We start from the raw sequence: 14,638 nt of genomic DNA on the forward strand, positions 1-14,638 counted from the left end.
CCCGGAAAAAAGACAGTCGGTGCCGTTATTGTATGGCGGCTTGCCATCAAGTGTATAACAGCGGCGTCGGACCGGTTGCCGTTCTTACTTCGCGCCGAGCTTGTCCAGCGCCTCGCCGGTCACGCGGCAGATGCGCCAGTCGGGCAGCACGTCCGCACCCATGGCCTGGTAGAAGTCGATCGACGGCTGGTTCCAGTCCAGCACCGACCATTCGAAGCGGCCACAGCCGCGCTCGACCGCCAGCGCAGCGAGGTGCTTGAGCAGCGCCTTGCCCAGGCCGTGGCCGCGCCAGGCCGGATCGACATAGAGGTCTTCCAGGTACAGGCCGGGCCTGGCCAGGAAGGTTGAGAAATTGTGGAAGAAGAGGGCAAAGCCGACGGCTTGCCGGCCGCCATCGGTGTCGACTTCGACCAGCACCGCTTCGGCATGCGGCGTGGCGCCGAACAGTGCATCCTGGATCTTCTGCGGCGTGGCTTCGACAATATGCGTCAGCTTTTCGTATTCGGCCAGCGCCAGGATCAGGTTGAACAGCGTCTCGCTGTCGGCGGCGGTGGCGGGGCGGAGCGTGAAGGCGGGCTTGGACATGCTGGGTCGGCTCTCCGGAAAACAGGGATTCGGAATTATCGCCTGTGCGTCACTTGCCGCGCCAGCTTGCATGCAATCGGGTCAGTGCCCGAAGTCCGCCAGCCTGCGCACCTGGTCGACATACCCGGGCGCCAGGCAATCCACCACCAGCCGCTCGGGCGTGCTGCGCAGCCAGGTCAGCTGGCGCTTGCACAGCTGGCGCGTGGCGGCGATGCCGCGCTCGCGCATGGTGGCAAAGTCTGCGTCGCCGTCCAGGTACTCCCATACCTGCCGGTAGCCGACGCAGCGGATCGACGGCAAGCCCGGATGCAGGTCGCCGCGCCGGCGCAGCCGCTCGACTTCCTCGATAAAGCCGTTGGCCAGCATCGCGTCATAACGCTGAGCGATGCGCGCGTGCAGCGCCAGGCGGTCCGATGGCTCCAGCGCAATCACGCGGAAGCGCTGGTCCGCCGCGCCGGCAAAGGTGCGCCCCTCGGCCTGGCGTGCCAGCAGTGCCGACATCGGCTGGCCGGACAGGCGGTGGATCTCCAGCGCGCGCTGGATGCGCTGCGCGTCATTGGGCGCGAGCCGCGCCGCGGTGACCGGGTCGACCTCGGCCAGCATCGCATGCAGCGCCGGCCAGCCGCGCTCGGCGGCAAGCTGGTCCAGCTCCGCGCGCAGCGCGGCATCGGCCTGGGGCAGGTCATTGAGCCCCTGCGTCAGTGCCTTGTAGTAGAGCATGGTGCCGCCGACGATCAGCGGCACATGGCCGCGCGCGCGGATCTGTGCGATCAGCCGTTCGGCATCGGTGACGAACTGCGCCGCGGAGTAGCTGTCGGCCGGGTCGATGATGTCGATCAGGTGGTGCGGCGCGGCTGCAAGTTCTTCGCGCGTGGGCTTGGCGGTGCCGATATCCATCTCGCGGTACACCAGCGCCGAATCCAGGCTGATGATCTCCACCGGCGCGTCGGCCGCCAGCGCCAGCGCGGCCGCGGTCTTGCCCGAGGCGGTGGGGCCGAGCAGGCAGACCACGGGCGGATGCGTGGCGGAATCGTGGGGTACGGCGGACATCGAAAGCCTTGGATGAATCGTGGGGCGAGCGGCTTATTGCCCGCGCAGGAACAGCCGGTCCAGCTCGGTCACGGTCAGTTGCACCCAGGTCGGGCGGCCGTGGTTGCACTGGTCGGCGCGCTCGGTCTGCTCCATCTGGCGCAAGAGCGCATTCATTTCCTCGAGCGTGAGCTTGCGGTTGGCGCGCACCGCGCTGTGGCAGGCGAGGGTGGCCAGCAGTTCGTTGCGGCGCTCGGCCAGCACGCGCGAGCCGCCGTAGGCATGCAGGTCGCGCAACACATCGCGCGCCAGCGCTTCGGCATCGGCCTGCTGCAGCAGCGCCGGCACCGCTCGCACCGCGAGAGTGGTGGGCGACACCGGGGCGATATCGAAGCCCAGCAGCGTCAGTGTCTCCTGGTGTTCTTCGGCCACGCCGATCTCGACCGGGCTGCCGGGCAGCGTGACCGGGATCAGCAGCGGCTGCACCGCGAGGTCGCGCGCGTCCAGGCCGGCCTTGATCTGCTCATACAGGATGCGTTCGTGCGCGGCATGCATATCCACCAGCACCAGCCCGCGCGCGTTCTGCGCCAGCACATAGATGCCATGCAGCTGGGCGATGGCGTAGCCGAGCGGGTGGTCGTCGGGGGCGTCGGCAGGATCGGCAAAGCCGGCGCGCGCGGCCGGCGGCAGGCGGTCCAGCAGGCCGGGCGGGTCGTCGGCGCGTGCCGCCTGCGCGTCGGCCAGCCAGGCCGGCGCTTGCGCCGGGGTGCCGGGCATGGCGCCATACGGCCGCGCTGCCGGTGCGGCGGCATCGCGCACCATGCCCAGGTAGGCCTGGCGTGGCTGGGCGATGCCGAGTTCGGTCTGGCGTGCCGCGGAATAATTGATCCACTGGCCGCCGCCACCACTGCCGCCGCCAAAGCCCGGCCGTGCGCCGCCCGCCGGTGTCGCGCCGCCAGACGGCAGGGTGATCTCGCCGTCGGCATCGGTATGCAGGCTGTCGCCGTTCCCGCCGGCCTGCCGCGCCAGGCAACGCTGCACCGCGTGGTAGACGAACTGGTGCACGGCGCGCGATTCACGGAAGCGCACTTCGATCTTCGACGGGTGCACGTTGACGTCGACCATCTCCGGCGGCAGGTCCAGGCACAGCACATAGGACGGGAAGCGGTCGCCGTGCAGCACGTCCTGGTAGGCGCTGCGCACCGCGTGATTGAGCAGCTTGTCGCGCACGAAGCGGCCGTTGACAAAGAAGTACTGCTGGTCCGGCCGCCCGCGCGAGGCGGTGGGCAGCCCGGCAAAGCCATACAGGTGCAGCGTGTCGGCCTCTTCGTCCAGTGGCAGGCGGGCGCGGGCAAAGTCATTGCCCAGCACCTGCGCGGTACGGGTGGCGACGTCGCCGGCATTCCAGTGCTCCAGCGGCTTGCCGTTGTGGTGGACCGAGATGGTTACGTCGGGCCGCGCCAGCGCCGTGCGCCGTACCATCTCCAGGCAGTGCCCCAGCTCGGTTTGCTCCGATTTGAGGAACTTTCGGCGCGCTGGCGTGTTGAAGTAGAGGTGCTGCACGTCGACGGTGGTGCCGACCCCGCCCGAGGCAGGCTGCACCGTGCCGGTATCGGCGCTGACCTGGGTGGCATGGGCATCGGCCGCGGTGCGGCTGGTCAGGGCCAGCTGGGACACCGAGGCGATCGAGGCCAGGGCCTCGCCGCGGAAGCCCAGCGTCAGCACTGATTCCAGTTCGTCGAGCGACGCAATCTTGCTGGTGGCGTGGCGCATCAGCGCGACCGGCAACTCTGCCGCAGGGATGCCGCAGCCGTTGTCCGTGATGACGATGCGCCGCACGCCGCCTTCTTCCAGCCGGATGCCGAGCTGCGTGGCGCCGGCGTCGAGCGCGTTTTCCAGCAACTCCTTGACCACCGAGGCCGGTCGTTCCACCACTTCGCCGGCGGCGATCTGGCTGATGAGCTGGTCCGGCAGCGGCCGGATCGGGCGCGGCTGCTGGGTGGTGCGCAGGGCGGTGCTGGAGGCGGAGGCAGGCATCCGGCGATTATACGTGGACGCCCGCACGGAGTCGGACGCGCAAAGGCGCCGCAGGTGACGGATTGGCGCGGCGGCTCTTGTATGATTCAGGCCAAGGCGGCCCAGGCCGCATCGGACAGAACGCAGTCAACCAAACCATCAACGGGGAACGACTTGGATCTCGCTTTGCAGCTCATCGATATGCTGGTGCATGTCGACAAATACCTCGGCACGGTCATCGACCAGTACGGCCACTGGGTCTATGCCATCCTGTTCCTGATCGTCTTTGCCGAAACCGGTCTGGTGGTCCTGCCGTTCCTGCCGGGCGACTCGCTGCTGTTTATCGCGGGCGCCTTCTGCGCAACCGGCGCCATGAACGAGTGGGCACTGATCGGCCTGCTGCTGGTGGCGGCGATTTCCGGCAATACCGTCAACTACCTGGTGGGCAGCTGGATCGGGCCCAAGGTGTTCGACCATCAGTGGCGCTTCCTGGACCAGGATGCGCTGCGCCGCACCCATGACTTCTATGAGCGGCACGGCGGCAAGACGCTGGTGATGGCGCGCTTCGTGCCGATCGTGCGCACCTTCGCCCCGTTCGTGGCGGGCGTGTCGCAGATGACCTTTGCGCGCTTCCAGATGTTCAACGTGGTCGGCGCCGTGGCCTGGGTGGTCGGCCTGGTCTTTGCCGGCTACTTCTTCGGCAACCTGCCGTTCATCCGCCAGTACCTGAACCTGATCGTGCTGGCCGGCATTGGCGCGGCCGTGGTGCCGCTGGTTCTGGGCGGGCTGTGGAAGCTGGTGCGCGGCAACCGCCGCCGGCCCACGCGCGTGGAGCGCTGAGCAAGTGAGGGGCCGCGCAGCCTTCGCGCCCTTTTTTCACTATGAAGCGGGTTCTTAGTTGAGGCTGCGGCTCATCATCCGCAGCGCCGGCATGCGCTCGCGGATCTGGCCGATATCGGCCGCATCGGGCCGGGCGAGCACATAGGCTTCCAGGTCGGCCAGCGCGGGGCGGAAGCACTCCAGGTTGGCGTACGCCAGCCCCCGGTCGCGCACTTCCTCGATCGAACCCGGCAGCAGGATCACCAGCCGGTTCTGCACCGCCAGCAGCCTCTGCCAGCGCGACTCCTGCAGGTAGATCGCCTTCAGGTTGCGCAGCATGCGTGCGACGATCTCGCGGTGGCTGGCCGCGCGCAGGAACAGGCCCAGCGGCACCTGGCTGGCATCGCTGATGCCTTCGCGCTCCAGGTACGGGTCCAGCATTTCCTGCAGCCGTTCCTTCGACAGGGTCTCGCCGGTGAGCGGGTCCAGGATCACCTCGCCGGCAGGAATCGTCATGCGCAGCAGGAAATGGTTGGGGAACGACACGCCCTTGAGCGGCAGGCCGATCTGCTGGCCCAGCTCCATGAACAGCACCGCAAGCGAGATCGGGATGCCGCGCCGCTGGCGCAGCACCACGTTCAGGTAGGAGTTGTCGGGGTCGTAGTAGTCGTTCGCGTTCGGGCCGAAACCCAGGTCGCGATAGAAGAAATGGTTCAGCAGGCGCAGCCGCTGGATCGCGGGGGTGCCTTCGGCGATCCGGCGCTTCAGGCGCAGCGCCAGCACGTCCAGCGCCGCAAGCTCGGACTGCAGGTCCAGGTCGGGGTAGGCGTCCTGCGCGATGGACAGCGCGGTTTCGGTCAGCGGGATGCCGTTTTCGTCAGCCACGAGGCTGGCGAAATAATCCAGGACTTTGGTGGATGTCATGTCGGTTTCCCGGTGCAGCCGCCGGCACCGCGCGCAGCGTGGGTCACCATTGCCGGCTCGTTAGGTGGCCCATGCGTTGGCAGATTCGCTGGCCCATCAGCCGGCGCGGCGCCTGAAGGCAGAGTAGCGCAGTCCCATGAGCCACAGTGTACCGAAGTAGACCACCGCTGCAAGTACCAGGCACGAAGCCAGCAGCGCGATGCGCAGCAGCGGCGTCGCGCCCAGCCCGATCCAGTCGAAGTTGCGCGCGAACCAGAGCAGCATGCCGGACAGCAGCAGCACCGAGGCGCACAGCTGCGCCAGGAACAGCCACCAGCCCGGCGCCGGCCGGTACAGGCCGCGCCGGCGCAGGCCGAAGAACAGCAGCAGCGCGTTGATGGTGGCGCCGGCGCTGATCGACAGCGCCAGCCCGGCATGGCCGATCCACGGCACGAACGCATAGTTGCAGGCCTGCGTGATCACCAGCACCAGCAGTGCGATCTTCACCGGCGTGCGGATATCCTGGCGCGCATAGAAGCCGGGCGCCAGGATCTTGATCGAAATCAGCCCCATCAGGCCGACGCCGTACGAGACCAGCGCCTGGCGCGTCATCTCGACCGCGTGGGCGTCGAACTTGCCATAGTTGAACAGCACGGCGGTCAGCGGCGCGCCGAACACGAACAGCCCCACCGCGCAGGGCACCGCCAGCAGGAAGGTCAGGCGCAGGCCCCAGTCGAGCAGGCTCGAGTACTCGGCATGGTCGCCCGAGGCGTTGGCCTTGGACAGGCTCGGCAGCAGGATGGTCCCCAGCGCCACGCCCAGCAGCGCGGTCGGGAATTCCATCAGCCGGTCGGCATAGGTCAGGTAAGAGACGCTGCCCGCGGCCAGCCGCGAGGCGATATTGGTATTGATGATCTGGCTGATCTGCGCCACCGACACGGCCAGCAGCGCCGGCCCCATCTGCCGCAGGATGCGGCGCACGCCGGGATCGGACCACGCCGCGCGCAGGTTGAAGCTCAGCCGCGGCATCACGCCCAGGCGCCGCAGCGCCGGCACCTGGATCGCCAGCTGCAGCACGCCGCCGACCAGCACGCCCCACGCCTGCGCGTAGATCGGCTGGTCCATGTGCGGGCCGACGAACAGGGCCGCGATGATCAGGCACAGGTTGAGCAGCACCGGCGTGAAGGCCGGCACCGCGAACTTGCGCCAGGTATTGAGGATGCCGGACGCCAGCGCCACCAGCGAGATCAGGCCGATATACGGGAACATCACCCGCGTCATGAACACGGCCGCGGTATAGGTCTCGCTTTGCCCGCGGAAGCCGGTGGCGACCGCGGTCATCACCAGCGGTGCCCCGATCACGCCAAGCAGGGACACGCCCATCAGCACCCAGGTCATGACCGTGGCGACGGCGTCGATCAGTGTCTTGGTCGGCTCGTCGCCGCGCTTGGTATGGTATTCGCCCAGGATCGGCACGAAGGCCTGCGAGAACGCGCCTTCGCCGAAAATGCGGCGCAGCAGGTTGGGAATGCGGAAGGCCACGTTGAACGCGTCGGTCATCTCCGACGCGCCGAAGGCGCGGGCGATCAGGATCTCGCGCACGAGGCCGGTGATGCGCGAGAGCATCGTCAGGCTGCTGATGGTGGCGAGCGCTTTGAGCAGGTTCAAGGTGCGGGTCGGTGCGGGACGGTGGATCGGTGCGGGCGCACCGCATGCCGGGGACGCCACTGAGACGCGGTCCGGGCGATAAAGTTGCCGGCGCGCCACGTGCCCCGGCACAATGTGGCGCTTATTATACGGACCGGCCCGGCGCCCGCCCGGGCCTGAGCTGGCAAAGTGTCCGCCGTGTTGCTTTGTGCGCCGGCATCTGTGTATAATTGCCGATTCACAAGGACAGTTGCGTTCCGGATTCGTGTGTCAGTGCATCCCGGGTCGCTCGATATGACTTAATTGTTGTGTCCCCCGCGGCACGCATCTGAATTCAGGATATTTTTACATGGCAAATTCCGCACAAGCTCGCAAGCGCGCCCGCCAGGCCGTTGCCCAGAACGCTCACAACTCCAGCCTGCGTTCGCGTCTGCGCACCGCCGTCAAGGCCGTCCGCAAGGCCATCGACGCTGGCGACAAGGCCGCTGCCGCCGAGATCTTCAAGAACTCGCAAGCCGTGATCGACAGCATTGCCGACAAGAAGATCGTGCACAAGAACAAGGCTGCACGTCACAAGTCGCGCCTGTCGGCCGCCATCAAGTCGATGGCTGCCTGATCGCTGCCCGGGCCGCCCCGGCGGTCCAGCAGAGGAGGGTGCCCAGGCATCCGCCAACAAAAAAGCTCGTCATCCGACGAGCTTTTTTGCTTTCCGGCGCCAGGCCGGCACGCTTATTCCAGCGAACAGGCTTCAACCAGCTGCAGGTTGTTGTCGCGCGCAAAGTTAAGCACGAAATCCAGCGCCTTGGGTTCAATGTCGCGCAGCCGCACGTCCACCACCACGCATTTGACATTGCCGGCGAAGATCGGCCGCACGTAGGGGGAGTAGGTCAGGCGCGGGTCGCCGCTGTCGCCCTCGGGGCGGAACTGCGCCATCACGCCGCACAGCCGTTCGGCCCAGTCGCTCGGACGGAAGGTCTTGCCTTCCTTGGTAATGCCTTGGATAAAGAATTCGCGAACGTTGGGGTTCATGAGGCTGGACACTGCGGGTGAGGCGGACGACTCGACGGTAAACCCGCTGGACGGGCGCCCGTTTGGCGCGGCCGGGGCGCGTTTGGTTCGCGCTGGTTCCAGCCGGAAGGCGGGGCGTCGGTGTCTTGCGGGGGCACTTTTGATGCCGGCGGCGGGCAGCGGCATGGGTATGCCGGGCCCCGCGTGAATCAGCGGGTATTATATCTTATATAAGAGTTGCGCATAAGGGCGAAATCCTGTCGGGAACCTGTCAGCGGGCCCGGGCAAGTGCAGGGCGCAAGTCCGTGCCGGGTTGTCCCGGACTCGCCAAAGCAGAAATAATCCCTTATGATTCTTGCAGTTAAATTGCGTATGCGACGCGAAAGGCGGCTCCGCGGCGCGCTTGAGTCATGAACACTTCGTGACGGCGCGTCCCCACCGAGCCGCCTTCTTTGTTTTATGAGCTCAACCCCGATCAAGCATTACCTCCAGTTCAGCGACTTCACTCCCGACGAGTATGAGTACCTGCTGGATCGCGCGCGGATCCTGAAGGCCAAGTTCAAGAACTACGAGACCTGGCACCCGCTGCACGACCGCACGCTGGCCATGATCTTCGAGAAGAATTCCACGCGTACGCGCCTGTCGTTCGAAGCCGGCATCCACCAGCTGGGCGGCCACGCGGTGTTCCTGAACACGCGCGACTCGCAGCTGGGCCGCGGCGAGCCGATCGAGGATGCGGCGCAGGTGATCTCGCGCATGGTCGACATCATCATGATCCGCACCTTCGGCCAGGACATCATCGAGCGCTTTGCCGCGCATTCGCGCGTGCCGGTGATCAACGGCCTGACCAACGAATACCACCCGTGCCAGGTGCTGGCCGACGTCTTCACCTACATCGAGCAGCGCGGCAGTATCCGCGGCAAGACCGTGGCGTGGATCGGCGATGCCAACAACATGGCCTACACCTGGATCCAGGCCGCCGAGCGGCTCGGCTTCACCTTCCATTTCTCGGCGCCGCCGGGCTACCAGCTTGATCCGGCGATGGTGCCGGCGTCGGCAGCCGGCCTGGTCAAGGTCTTCGACGATCCGCTAACGGCCTGCCAGGGCGCCAGCCTGGTCACCACCGATGTCTGGACCAGCATGGGCTTCGAGGCCGAGAACGACGCCCGCAAGCGCGCCTTCAAGGACTGGATGGTCACGACCCCGATGATGGACCGCGCCGCGCCCGACGCGCTCTTCATGCACTGCCTGCCGGCGCACCGCGGCGAGGAAGTCGAGGCCGCCGTGATCGACGGTCCCAAGAGCGTGGTCTGGGAAGAGGCCGAGAACCGCCTGCACGTGCAGAAGGCGCTGATGGAATACCTGCTCTGCGGCCGCTACTGAACCAGCGCGGCGCGGGGTGAACAGGGAGGGGCCGCGATGGCCCCTCTTTTTACGTCTTTCGTACAGAAACCCAAGGAGATGGAAGTGAGCCAGTTCGACAACGTGTCGGTCGTCAAGAAAGCCAACCTGTACTTTGACGGCAAGTGCGTCAGCCACACCGTGCTGTTCCCGGACGGCACCCGCAAGACGCTGGGCGTGATCTTCCCGGCCGCGCTGACCTTCAACACCGGCGCGCCCGAGATCATGGAAATCAACGCCGGCACCTGCCGCGTGCGCCTGGCCGGTTCGGAAGACTGGCAGACCTATGGCGCGGGCCAGCAGTTCAGCGTGCCGGGCAACAGCAGCTTCGATATCGAGGTGCAGGAAACGCTGGACTACGTCTGCCACTTCGCGTGACCGGCGCGGCGGGCCGGTCCTGGCCCACCTGCTTTACAGCACTACCGGCTCCGGTTCGATGCGCACGCCAAAGCGCGCCTGCACCGCATCGGCGATGCGGTTGGCCAGTGCCAGCAGCATCGCGCCGGTGCCGCCGCCGTGGTGCACCAGCACCAGCGCCTGCTTGCCGTAGACGCCCACCGGGCCATCGGTCATGCCCTTGAAGCCGCAGCGGTCGATCAGCCAGCCGGCTGCCAGCTTGTACGAGCCGTCCGGCTGCGCATAACTGACCAGGTCCGGGTTGGCCTGCAGCAGCGCGTCGCGCTGCGCCGCGCTGACCAGCGGATTCTTGAAGAAGCTGCCCGCATTGCCCAGCTGTGCCGGGTCGGGCAGCTTGCGCGAACGGATCGCGACCACGGCGTCGCGAATCGTGGCCGCATCGGGCGCAGCCCGGCCATCGAGTTCGCGCGCCAGCTCTCCGTACGACAGCACCGGTTGCCACGCCTTGGGCAGGCTCAGCGTCACCGCCGTGATGATGTAGCGGCCGGCGCCGGCGTGCTTGAACAGGCTGTCGCGGTAGCCGAAGCCGCAGGCCCGCAGGTCCAGCCACACGAATGCGCCGGTGTGGCGGTCATAGGCGCGCACGCCTTCGAAGCGCTCGCGCAGCTCCACCCCGTAGGCGCCGATATTCTGGATCGGCGCCGCGCCCGCGGTGCCGGGGATCAGCGCCAGGTTTTCCAGGCCGGGCATGCCGTCGGCGATGGTGCGGTTGACCAGCGCGTTCCAGTTCTCGCCGGCGCCGGCGGTGACCAGCCAGGCATCGCCAGTCTCCTCCGGCTGGTAGCCGGGGATTTCCATCAGCAGCACCAGCGCGTCCAGGTCGCCGGTCAGTACCACATTGCTGCCGCCGCCCAGGACCACCAGGGGCAGGCCGTCGGCACGCGGGTCGGCCAGGGCCGCGGTCAGGTCGGCTTCGCTGCGCACATGCACCGCAAAGCGCGCGCGCGCGTCGAATCCGAATGTATTGTGGCGACGCAGGGGATAGAATTCGTGGAAATCTGCCATGCAAGGGAAAGGTGACGCGGCCGCCGCTGGAGGGCAAGCGACCCGGAACTGCGAGGTAGGCTGGATTATACGGAAGGCGCCGTGCGCGGCCGGCTTCCGGGCATACGGATCACAAGGAGAATGCAATGCCGTCGTTTGATGTAGTGTGCGAAGCGAACATGGTTGAGGTGAAGAACGCCGTCGAGCAGGCCAACAAGGAAATCTCGACGCGCTTCGATTTCAAGGGCTCGGACGCCCGGGTCGAGCACAAGGAAAATGAACTGACTGCCTTTGCCGACGATGATTTCAAGCTGAGCCAGGTCAAGGATGTGCTGATCAACAAGATGGCCAAGCGCAACGTTGACGTGCGCTTCCTGGACTACGGCAAGATCGACAAGATCAGCGGTGACAAGGTCAAGCAGGTGATCTCGATCAAGAAGGGCGTGACCGGCGACCTGTCCAAGAAGATCGTGCGCATCATCAAGGACAGCAAGATCAAGGTGCAGGCCAGCATCCAGGGCGATGCGGTGCGCGTGTCGGGCGCCAAGCGCGACGACCTGCAAAGCGTGATGGCGATGCTGCGCAAGGACGTGTCCGAGGCGCCGCTGGACTTCAACAACTTCCGCGACTGATTCCTGCCTCCCGCGCCGGTGCTCCTGCCGGCGCCGCCTGGCGCTGCCGCACTCAGCGAGGCTGCGGCAGTCCGCCGATTTTCGCGCCGGCCTTGATGCCTTTCTGCGCGAACCATCCCCTGTTCATTTCCAGCGCATAGCGGATCGCCGCCTTCGGGCAATGATTGCTCTCCGTGCGCGGCGCCATGTCCTCGATATTGACGATGGTGCCGTCATCGGCCAGGAAGGCGATCGACAGCGGCAGCTCGGTGTTGCGCATCCAGAAGCAGTGGCCCGCCTTCTGCTCGAACACGAACAGCATGCCGGCGTTGGGGGCCATGGTCGTGCGGTACATCAGCCCCTGCTCGCGTGCCGCCGGCGTGGCGGCAACCTCGGCCTGGATTGCAAACATGCCCGCGGTGAGCGGCACCACCGGCAGCGCGGCCTGCGCGTGCGCGATCCCGGCGCTCAGCGCGAGCAGGCCGGCAATCGAGGAGCATCGTGACAACAGCGTGTTGGACAGGAAGGACATGGTGTTCAGTCTGAAATGGCGCGGGCAGCGGCAGCCGCAAGCATAGCGCACGCGCAGTGTACCGATGTGCGGCGGGCCGTACGTCGCGCATCACGAGCTGTCGCGGCAACAAAAAAGGCAGGCGCCTGGCGGCAGCCTGCCTTCTCTTTCCTGCCTCGCGAGCGCACGGGGCAGGAAGGGCGCCAGCGATTACTGGGCAGCCGGGGCCGAAGCGGCGGGGGCAGCCTTCTTCTTGCTGTGCTTCTTGCTGGTGGTCTTCTTCTTGGTCGTGGTCTTCGGGGCTTCCTTGGTGGCCGCGGGCGCTGCAGCGTCGGCGGCAGCAGGTGCCGAAGCCTGGGCGAAGGCGCCGGTGGCGAACAGGCCAACAACCAGAGCAGCGATCAGTTTTTTCATGACGTATTACCTCGAAGGATGAGAACAGTCGGAAAGTTTGACGCGTGATAGGACGTGTCCCCGACAAGAACGAGGCCGCTGCCGCCAGCGTTGACCCGCGACTTGTTAGTTTTTGTAACGAGAACGCCGCTTGGTGTCGTTCGCCTGTCTGGTCTTCGAGACATGGGATCGAGGTGCCGGCTCCTGGCGCATGCGCGGTGCTGCCGGTGCCAGTCCCAGTTGCGCCGGCAACACCTCGCAGCAGGCCCCGGGCGCGAGGCCGAGCGCGCGCAGGTCGAGCGGGCCGATCCCGACGCGCACCAGCCGCAATGTGGGAAAGCCGACCGCGGCGGTCATGCGGCGCACCTGCCGGTTCTTGCCCTCGCGGATCTTCAGCTCCAGCCACGCGGTCGGGATCGCCGCGCGAAAGCGCACCGGCGGCTGGCGCGGCCACAGCCAGTCGGGCGCGTCGATGGCGCGTACCCTGGCGGGCTGGGTCACGAAGTCGCCGAGGTCTACCCCGGCGCGCAGCCGGGCCAGCGCGGCGGCATCGGGAATGCCTTCGACCTGGGCCAGGTAAGTCTTCTCCAGCTTGTGGCGCGGGTCGGCGATGCGCGCCTGCAGCGCGCCGTCGTCGGTCAGCAGCAGCAGGCCCTCGCTGTCGGCATCGAGCCGCCCGGCCGGGTAGACGCCGGGCACGCTCACGCACGCGGCCAGCGTCGGGCGCGTCGGGTGTTCCGAGAACTGGCTCATGGTGCCAAACGGCTTGTTCAGGGCAATCAGGGTCATGGGGCGCAAGTATGCCGCAGCGGCGCGCCGGGCCGGGAAATCGGCGGATCTGGGGTCCGGCCCGATTGGCGGATGATGAAAAATTGCTGCATAATACGAAATTAGTCTTGTGTCTTATATAAGACTGAAGGCAGCCCAGGATGGCGCCAGGGTGATGCAATGCAGCACGGGCGCGCAGCAAGGCCCGCTACAATGCCACAGCGCCATCTCCCCGAATCTCGCCGACCGGCCATGAACCGGCGGCAGTCACAACCGTTCCGTACTGGAGACGTCATGTACCAACACATCAAGGTTCCGGCCGGCGAAAAGATCACGGTCAACCAGGACTTTTCGCTGAATGTCCCGGACAATCCGATCATTCCTTACATCGAAGGCGACGGTACGGGCCTCGATATCACCCCGGTGATGATCAAGGTGGTCGACGCGGCTGTGGCCAAGGCCTATGGCGGCAAGCGCAAGATCGCCTGGATGGAGATCTACGCCGGCGAGAAGTCCACCAAGGTCTACGGCCCGGACGTGTGGCTGCCGGACGAAACCCTGGAGGTGCTCAAGGATTACGTGGTCTCGATCAAGGGTCCGCTGACCACGCCGGTGGGCGGCGGCATCCGCTCGCTGAACGTGGCACTGCGCCAGCAGCTGGACCTGTACGTCTGCCTGCGCCCGGTGCGCTACTTCAAGGGCGTGCCCTCGCCGGTGCGTGAGCCGGAAAAGACCGACATGGTGATCTTCCGCGAGAACTCGGAAGACATCTACGCCGGCATCGAATGGGCGGCGGAAAGCGAGCAGGCGAAGAAGCTCATCAAGTTCCTGCAGGACGAGATGGGCGTGAAGAAGATCCGCTTCCCGGCGACCTCGGGCATCGGCATCAAGCCGGTCTCGCGCGAGGGCACCGAGCGTCTGGTGCGCAAGGCGATCCAGTACGCCATCGACAACGACAAGCCGTCGGTGACGCTGGTGCACAAGGGCAACATCATGAAGTTCACCGAAGGTGGCTTCCGTGACTGGGGCTACGAGCTGGCGCAAAAGGAATTCGGCGCCGAGCTGGTCGACGGCGGCCCGTGGTGCAAGTTCAAGAACCCGAAGACCGGCAAGGACATCGTGATCAAGGACGCCATTGCCGACGCCTTCCTGCAGCAGATCCTGCTGCGTCCGGCCGAATACTCGGTGATCGCCACGCTGAACCTGAACGGCGACTATGTCTCCGACGCGCTGGCCGCACAGGTCGGCGGCATCGGCATCGCCCCGGGCGCCAATATGTCTGACTCGGTTGCCATGTTCGAGGCCACCCACGGCACCGCGCCGAAGTACGCCGGCAAGGACTACGTCAACCCGGGCTCGGAAATCCTGTCGGCCGAAATGATGCTGCGTCACATGGGCTGGACCGAAGCCGCGGACCTGATCATCTCGTCGATGGAGCAGTCGATCCTGTCCAAGAAGGTGACGTATGACTTCGCCCGCCTGCTGGAAGGCGCGACGCAGGTGTCGTGCTCGGGCTTTGGCCAGGTGATGATCGACAATATGTAAG

16 protein-coding genes are annotated in these 14,638 nt (G+C 66.3%); 6 read left to right on the top strand and 10 right to left on the bottom strand.

Features of this window, described 5'->3' with window-relative positions; genetic code table 11:
• Nucleotides 1-84 precede the first annotated feature (84 nt).
• From C265_RS03340 to mutL, 3 genes are all read right to left on the bottom strand, one after another.
• Complete coding sequence (locus C265_RS03340; protein WP_010815016.1) at nt 85-585, bottom strand: GNAT family N-acetyltransferase; 501 nt, start codon at nt 583-585, stop codon at nt 85-87.
• 81 nt (nt 586-666) lie between these two features.
• Nucleotides 667-1,635 (bottom strand): tRNA (adenosine(37)-N6)-dimethylallyltransferase MiaA, encoded by a 969-nt coding sequence (gene miaA / locus C265_RS03345; protein WP_010815015.1) that lies wholly within the window; start codon nt 1,633-1,635, stop codon nt 667-669.
• 33 nt (nt 1,636-1,668) lie between these two features.
• Nucleotides 1,669-3,651 (bottom strand): DNA mismatch repair endonuclease MutL, encoded by a 1,983-nt coding sequence (gene mutL / locus C265_RS03350; protein ID WP_010815014.1) that lies wholly within the window; start codon nt 3,649-3,651, stop codon nt 1,669-1,671.
• Between the two features lie 165 nt (nt 3,652-3,816).
• On the opposite strand from mutL, the gene C265_RS03355 reads away from it, so the two are divergent.
• Complete coding sequence (locus C265_RS03355) at nt 3,817-4,470, top strand: VTT domain-containing protein (protein ID WP_035821236.1); 654 nt, start codon at nt 3,817-3,819, stop codon at nt 4,468-4,470.
• Between the two features lie 54 nt (nt 4,471-4,524).
• On the opposite strand, the gene C265_RS03360 is transcribed toward C265_RS03355, so the two are convergent.
• Both C265_RS03360 and murJ read right to left on the bottom strand, forming a co-directional pair.
• Nucleotides 4,525-5,373 carry a SirB1 family protein gene (locus C265_RS03360; RefSeq protein ID WP_010815012.1) on the bottom strand — a complete coding sequence of 283 codons (849 nt, stop codon included), beginning with the start codon at nt 5,371-5,373 and terminating at the stop codon, nt 4,525-4,527.
• A gap of 96 nt (nt 5,374-5,469) precedes the next feature.
• Nucleotides 5,470-7,020 (bottom strand): murein biosynthesis integral membrane protein MurJ, encoded by a 1,551-nt coding sequence (gene murJ, locus C265_RS03365; RefSeq protein ID WP_010815011.1) that lies wholly within the window; start codon nt 7,018-7,020, stop codon nt 5,470-5,472.
• A 328-nt stretch (nt 7,021-7,348) separates the two neighbouring features.
• Between murJ and rpsT the strand changes: the two genes are divergently transcribed.
• Nucleotides 7,349-7,615: a 30S ribosomal protein S20 gene (rpsT, locus tag C265_RS03370; protein WP_010815010.1), complete on the top strand. Its 267-nt coding sequence runs from the start codon at nt 7,349-7,351 to the stop codon at nt 7,613-7,615.
• Nucleotides 7,616-7,728: 113 nt separating this feature from the next.
• On the opposite strand, the gene C265_RS03375 is transcribed toward rpsT, so the two are convergent.
• Nucleotides 7,729-8,028 (bottom strand): DUF3579 domain-containing protein, encoded by a 300-nt coding sequence (locus C265_RS03375; protein ID WP_010815009.1) that lies wholly within the window; start codon nt 8,026-8,028, stop codon nt 7,729-7,731.
• Nucleotides 8,029-8,466: 438 nt separating this feature from the next.
• Between C265_RS03375 and argF the strand changes: the two genes are divergently transcribed.
• Together argF and C265_RS03385 are read left to right on the top strand one after the other, a co-directional pair.
• Entirely contained in the window at nt 8,467-9,390 is a 924-nt protein-coding gene (argF, locus tag C265_RS03380; RefSeq protein WP_010815008.1) for an ornithine carbamoyltransferase, read from the top strand.
• Nucleotides 9,391-9,474: 84 nt separating this feature from the next.
• A complete protein-coding gene (locus tag C265_RS03385; protein ID WP_010815007.1) occupies nt 9,475-9,786 on the top strand; it encodes a pyrimidine/purine nucleoside phosphorylase in 312 nt (103 codons plus the stop codon).
• A 33-nt stretch (nt 9,787-9,819) separates the two neighbouring features.
• Here the strand turns inward: C265_RS03385 and murB are convergent, their stop codons facing one another.
• Nucleotides 9,820-10,830 carry a UDP-N-acetylmuramate dehydrogenase gene (murB, locus tag C265_RS03390; protein WP_010815006.1) on the bottom strand — a complete coding sequence of 337 codons (1,011 nt, stop codon included), beginning with the start codon at nt 10,828-10,830 and terminating at the stop codon, nt 9,820-9,822.
• Between the two features lie 125 nt (nt 10,831-10,955).
• Here murB and C265_RS03395 point away from each other — a divergent pair, with 125 nt between their 5' ends.
• A complete protein-coding gene (locus tag C265_RS03395; protein ID WP_010815005.1) occupies nt 10,956-11,441 on the top strand; it encodes a YajQ family cyclic di-GMP-binding protein in 486 nt (161 codons plus the stop codon).
• Nucleotides 11,442-11,493: 52 nt separating this feature from the next.
• On the opposite strand, the gene C265_RS03400 is transcribed toward C265_RS03395, so the two are convergent.
• From C265_RS03400 to C265_RS03410, 3 genes are all read right to left on the bottom strand, one after another.
• On the bottom strand, nt 11,494-11,952 hold the full coding sequence (locus C265_RS03400) for a DUF192 domain-containing protein (protein ID WP_010815004.1): 459 nt from the start codon (nt 11,950-11,952) through the stop codon (nt 11,494-11,496).
• A 189-nt stretch (nt 11,953-12,141) separates the two neighbouring features.
• Nucleotides 12,142-12,345 (bottom strand): hypothetical protein, encoded by a 204-nt coding sequence (locus tag C265_RS03405; RefSeq protein WP_010815003.1) that lies wholly within the window; start codon nt 12,343-12,345, stop codon nt 12,142-12,144.
• Between the two features lie 105 nt (nt 12,346-12,450).
• Nucleotides 12,451-13,113: a pseudouridine synthase gene (locus tag C265_RS03410; protein ID WP_010815002.1), complete on the bottom strand. Its 663-nt coding sequence runs from the start codon at nt 13,111-13,113 to the stop codon at nt 12,451-12,453.
• A gap of 273 nt (nt 13,114-13,386) precedes the next feature.
• Here C265_RS03410 and icd point away from each other — a divergent pair, with 273 nt between their 5' ends.
• Nucleotides 13,387-14,637: an NADP-dependent isocitrate dehydrogenase gene (gene icd, locus C265_RS03415; protein WP_010815001.1), complete on the top strand. Its 1,251-nt coding sequence runs from the start codon at nt 13,387-13,389 to the stop codon at nt 14,635-14,637.
• The last annotated feature ends 1 nt before the right edge of the window (nt 14,638 follow it).

The sequence above is a fragment of the Cupriavidus sp. GA3-3 genome, from assembly GCF_000389805.1.
In the GTDB taxonomy this organism is placed as follows: Bacteria; Pseudomonadota; Gammaproteobacteria; order Burkholderiales; family Burkholderiaceae; genus Cupriavidus; species Cupriavidus necator_D.

Bases quoted from the DNA above. Each gene is read 5' to 3' on its own strand.
- C265_RS03395 (WP_010815005.1), top strand. From the start codon at position 10,956: ATGCCGTCGTTTGATGTAGTGTGCGAAGCGAACATGGTTGAGGTGAAG.
- C265_RS03410 (WP_010815002.1), bottom strand. From the start codon at position 13,113: ATGACCCTGATTGCCCTGAACAAGCCGTTTGGCACCATGAGCCAGTTC.
- C265_RS03375 (WP_010815009.1), bottom strand. From the start codon at position 8,028: ATGAACCCCAACGTTCGCGAATTCTTTATCCAAGGCATTACCAAGGAA.
- argF (WP_010815008.1), top strand. From the start codon at position 8,467: ATGAGCTCAACCCCGATCAAGCATTACCTCCAGTTCAGCGACTTCACT.
- murB (WP_010815006.1), bottom strand. From the start codon at position 10,830: ATGGCAGATTTCCACGAATTCTATCCCCTGCGTCGCCACAATACATTC.
- C265_RS03400 (WP_010815004.1), bottom strand. From the start codon at position 11,952: ATGTCCTTCCTGTCCAACACGCTGTTGTCACGATGCTCCTCGATTGCC.
- C265_RS03340 (WP_010815016.1), bottom strand. From the start codon at position 585: ATGTCCAAGCCCGCCTTCACGCTCCGCCCCGCCACCGCCGCCGACAGC.
- C265_RS03360 (WP_010815012.1), bottom strand. From the start codon at position 5,373: ATGACATCCACCAAAGTCCTGGATTATTTCGCCAGCCTCGTGGCTGAC.
- icd (WP_010815001.1), top strand. From the start codon at position 13,387: ATGTACCAACACATCAAGGTTCCGGCCGGCGAAAAGATCACGGTCAAC.
- rpsT (WP_010815010.1), top strand. From the start codon at position 7,349: ATGGCAAATTCCGCACAAGCTCGCAAGCGCGCCCGCCAGGCCGTTGCC.
- C265_RS03405 (WP_010815003.1), bottom strand. From the start codon at position 12,345: ATGAAAAAACTGATCGCTGCTCTGGTTGTTGGCCTGTTCGCCACCGGC.
- mutL (WP_010815014.1), bottom strand. From the start codon at position 3,651: ATGCCTGCCTCCGCCTCCAGCACCGCCCTGCGCACCACCCAGCAGCCG.
- miaA (WP_010815015.1), bottom strand. From the start codon at position 1,635: ATGTCCGCCGTACCCCACGATTCCGCCACGCATCCGCCCGTGGTCTGC.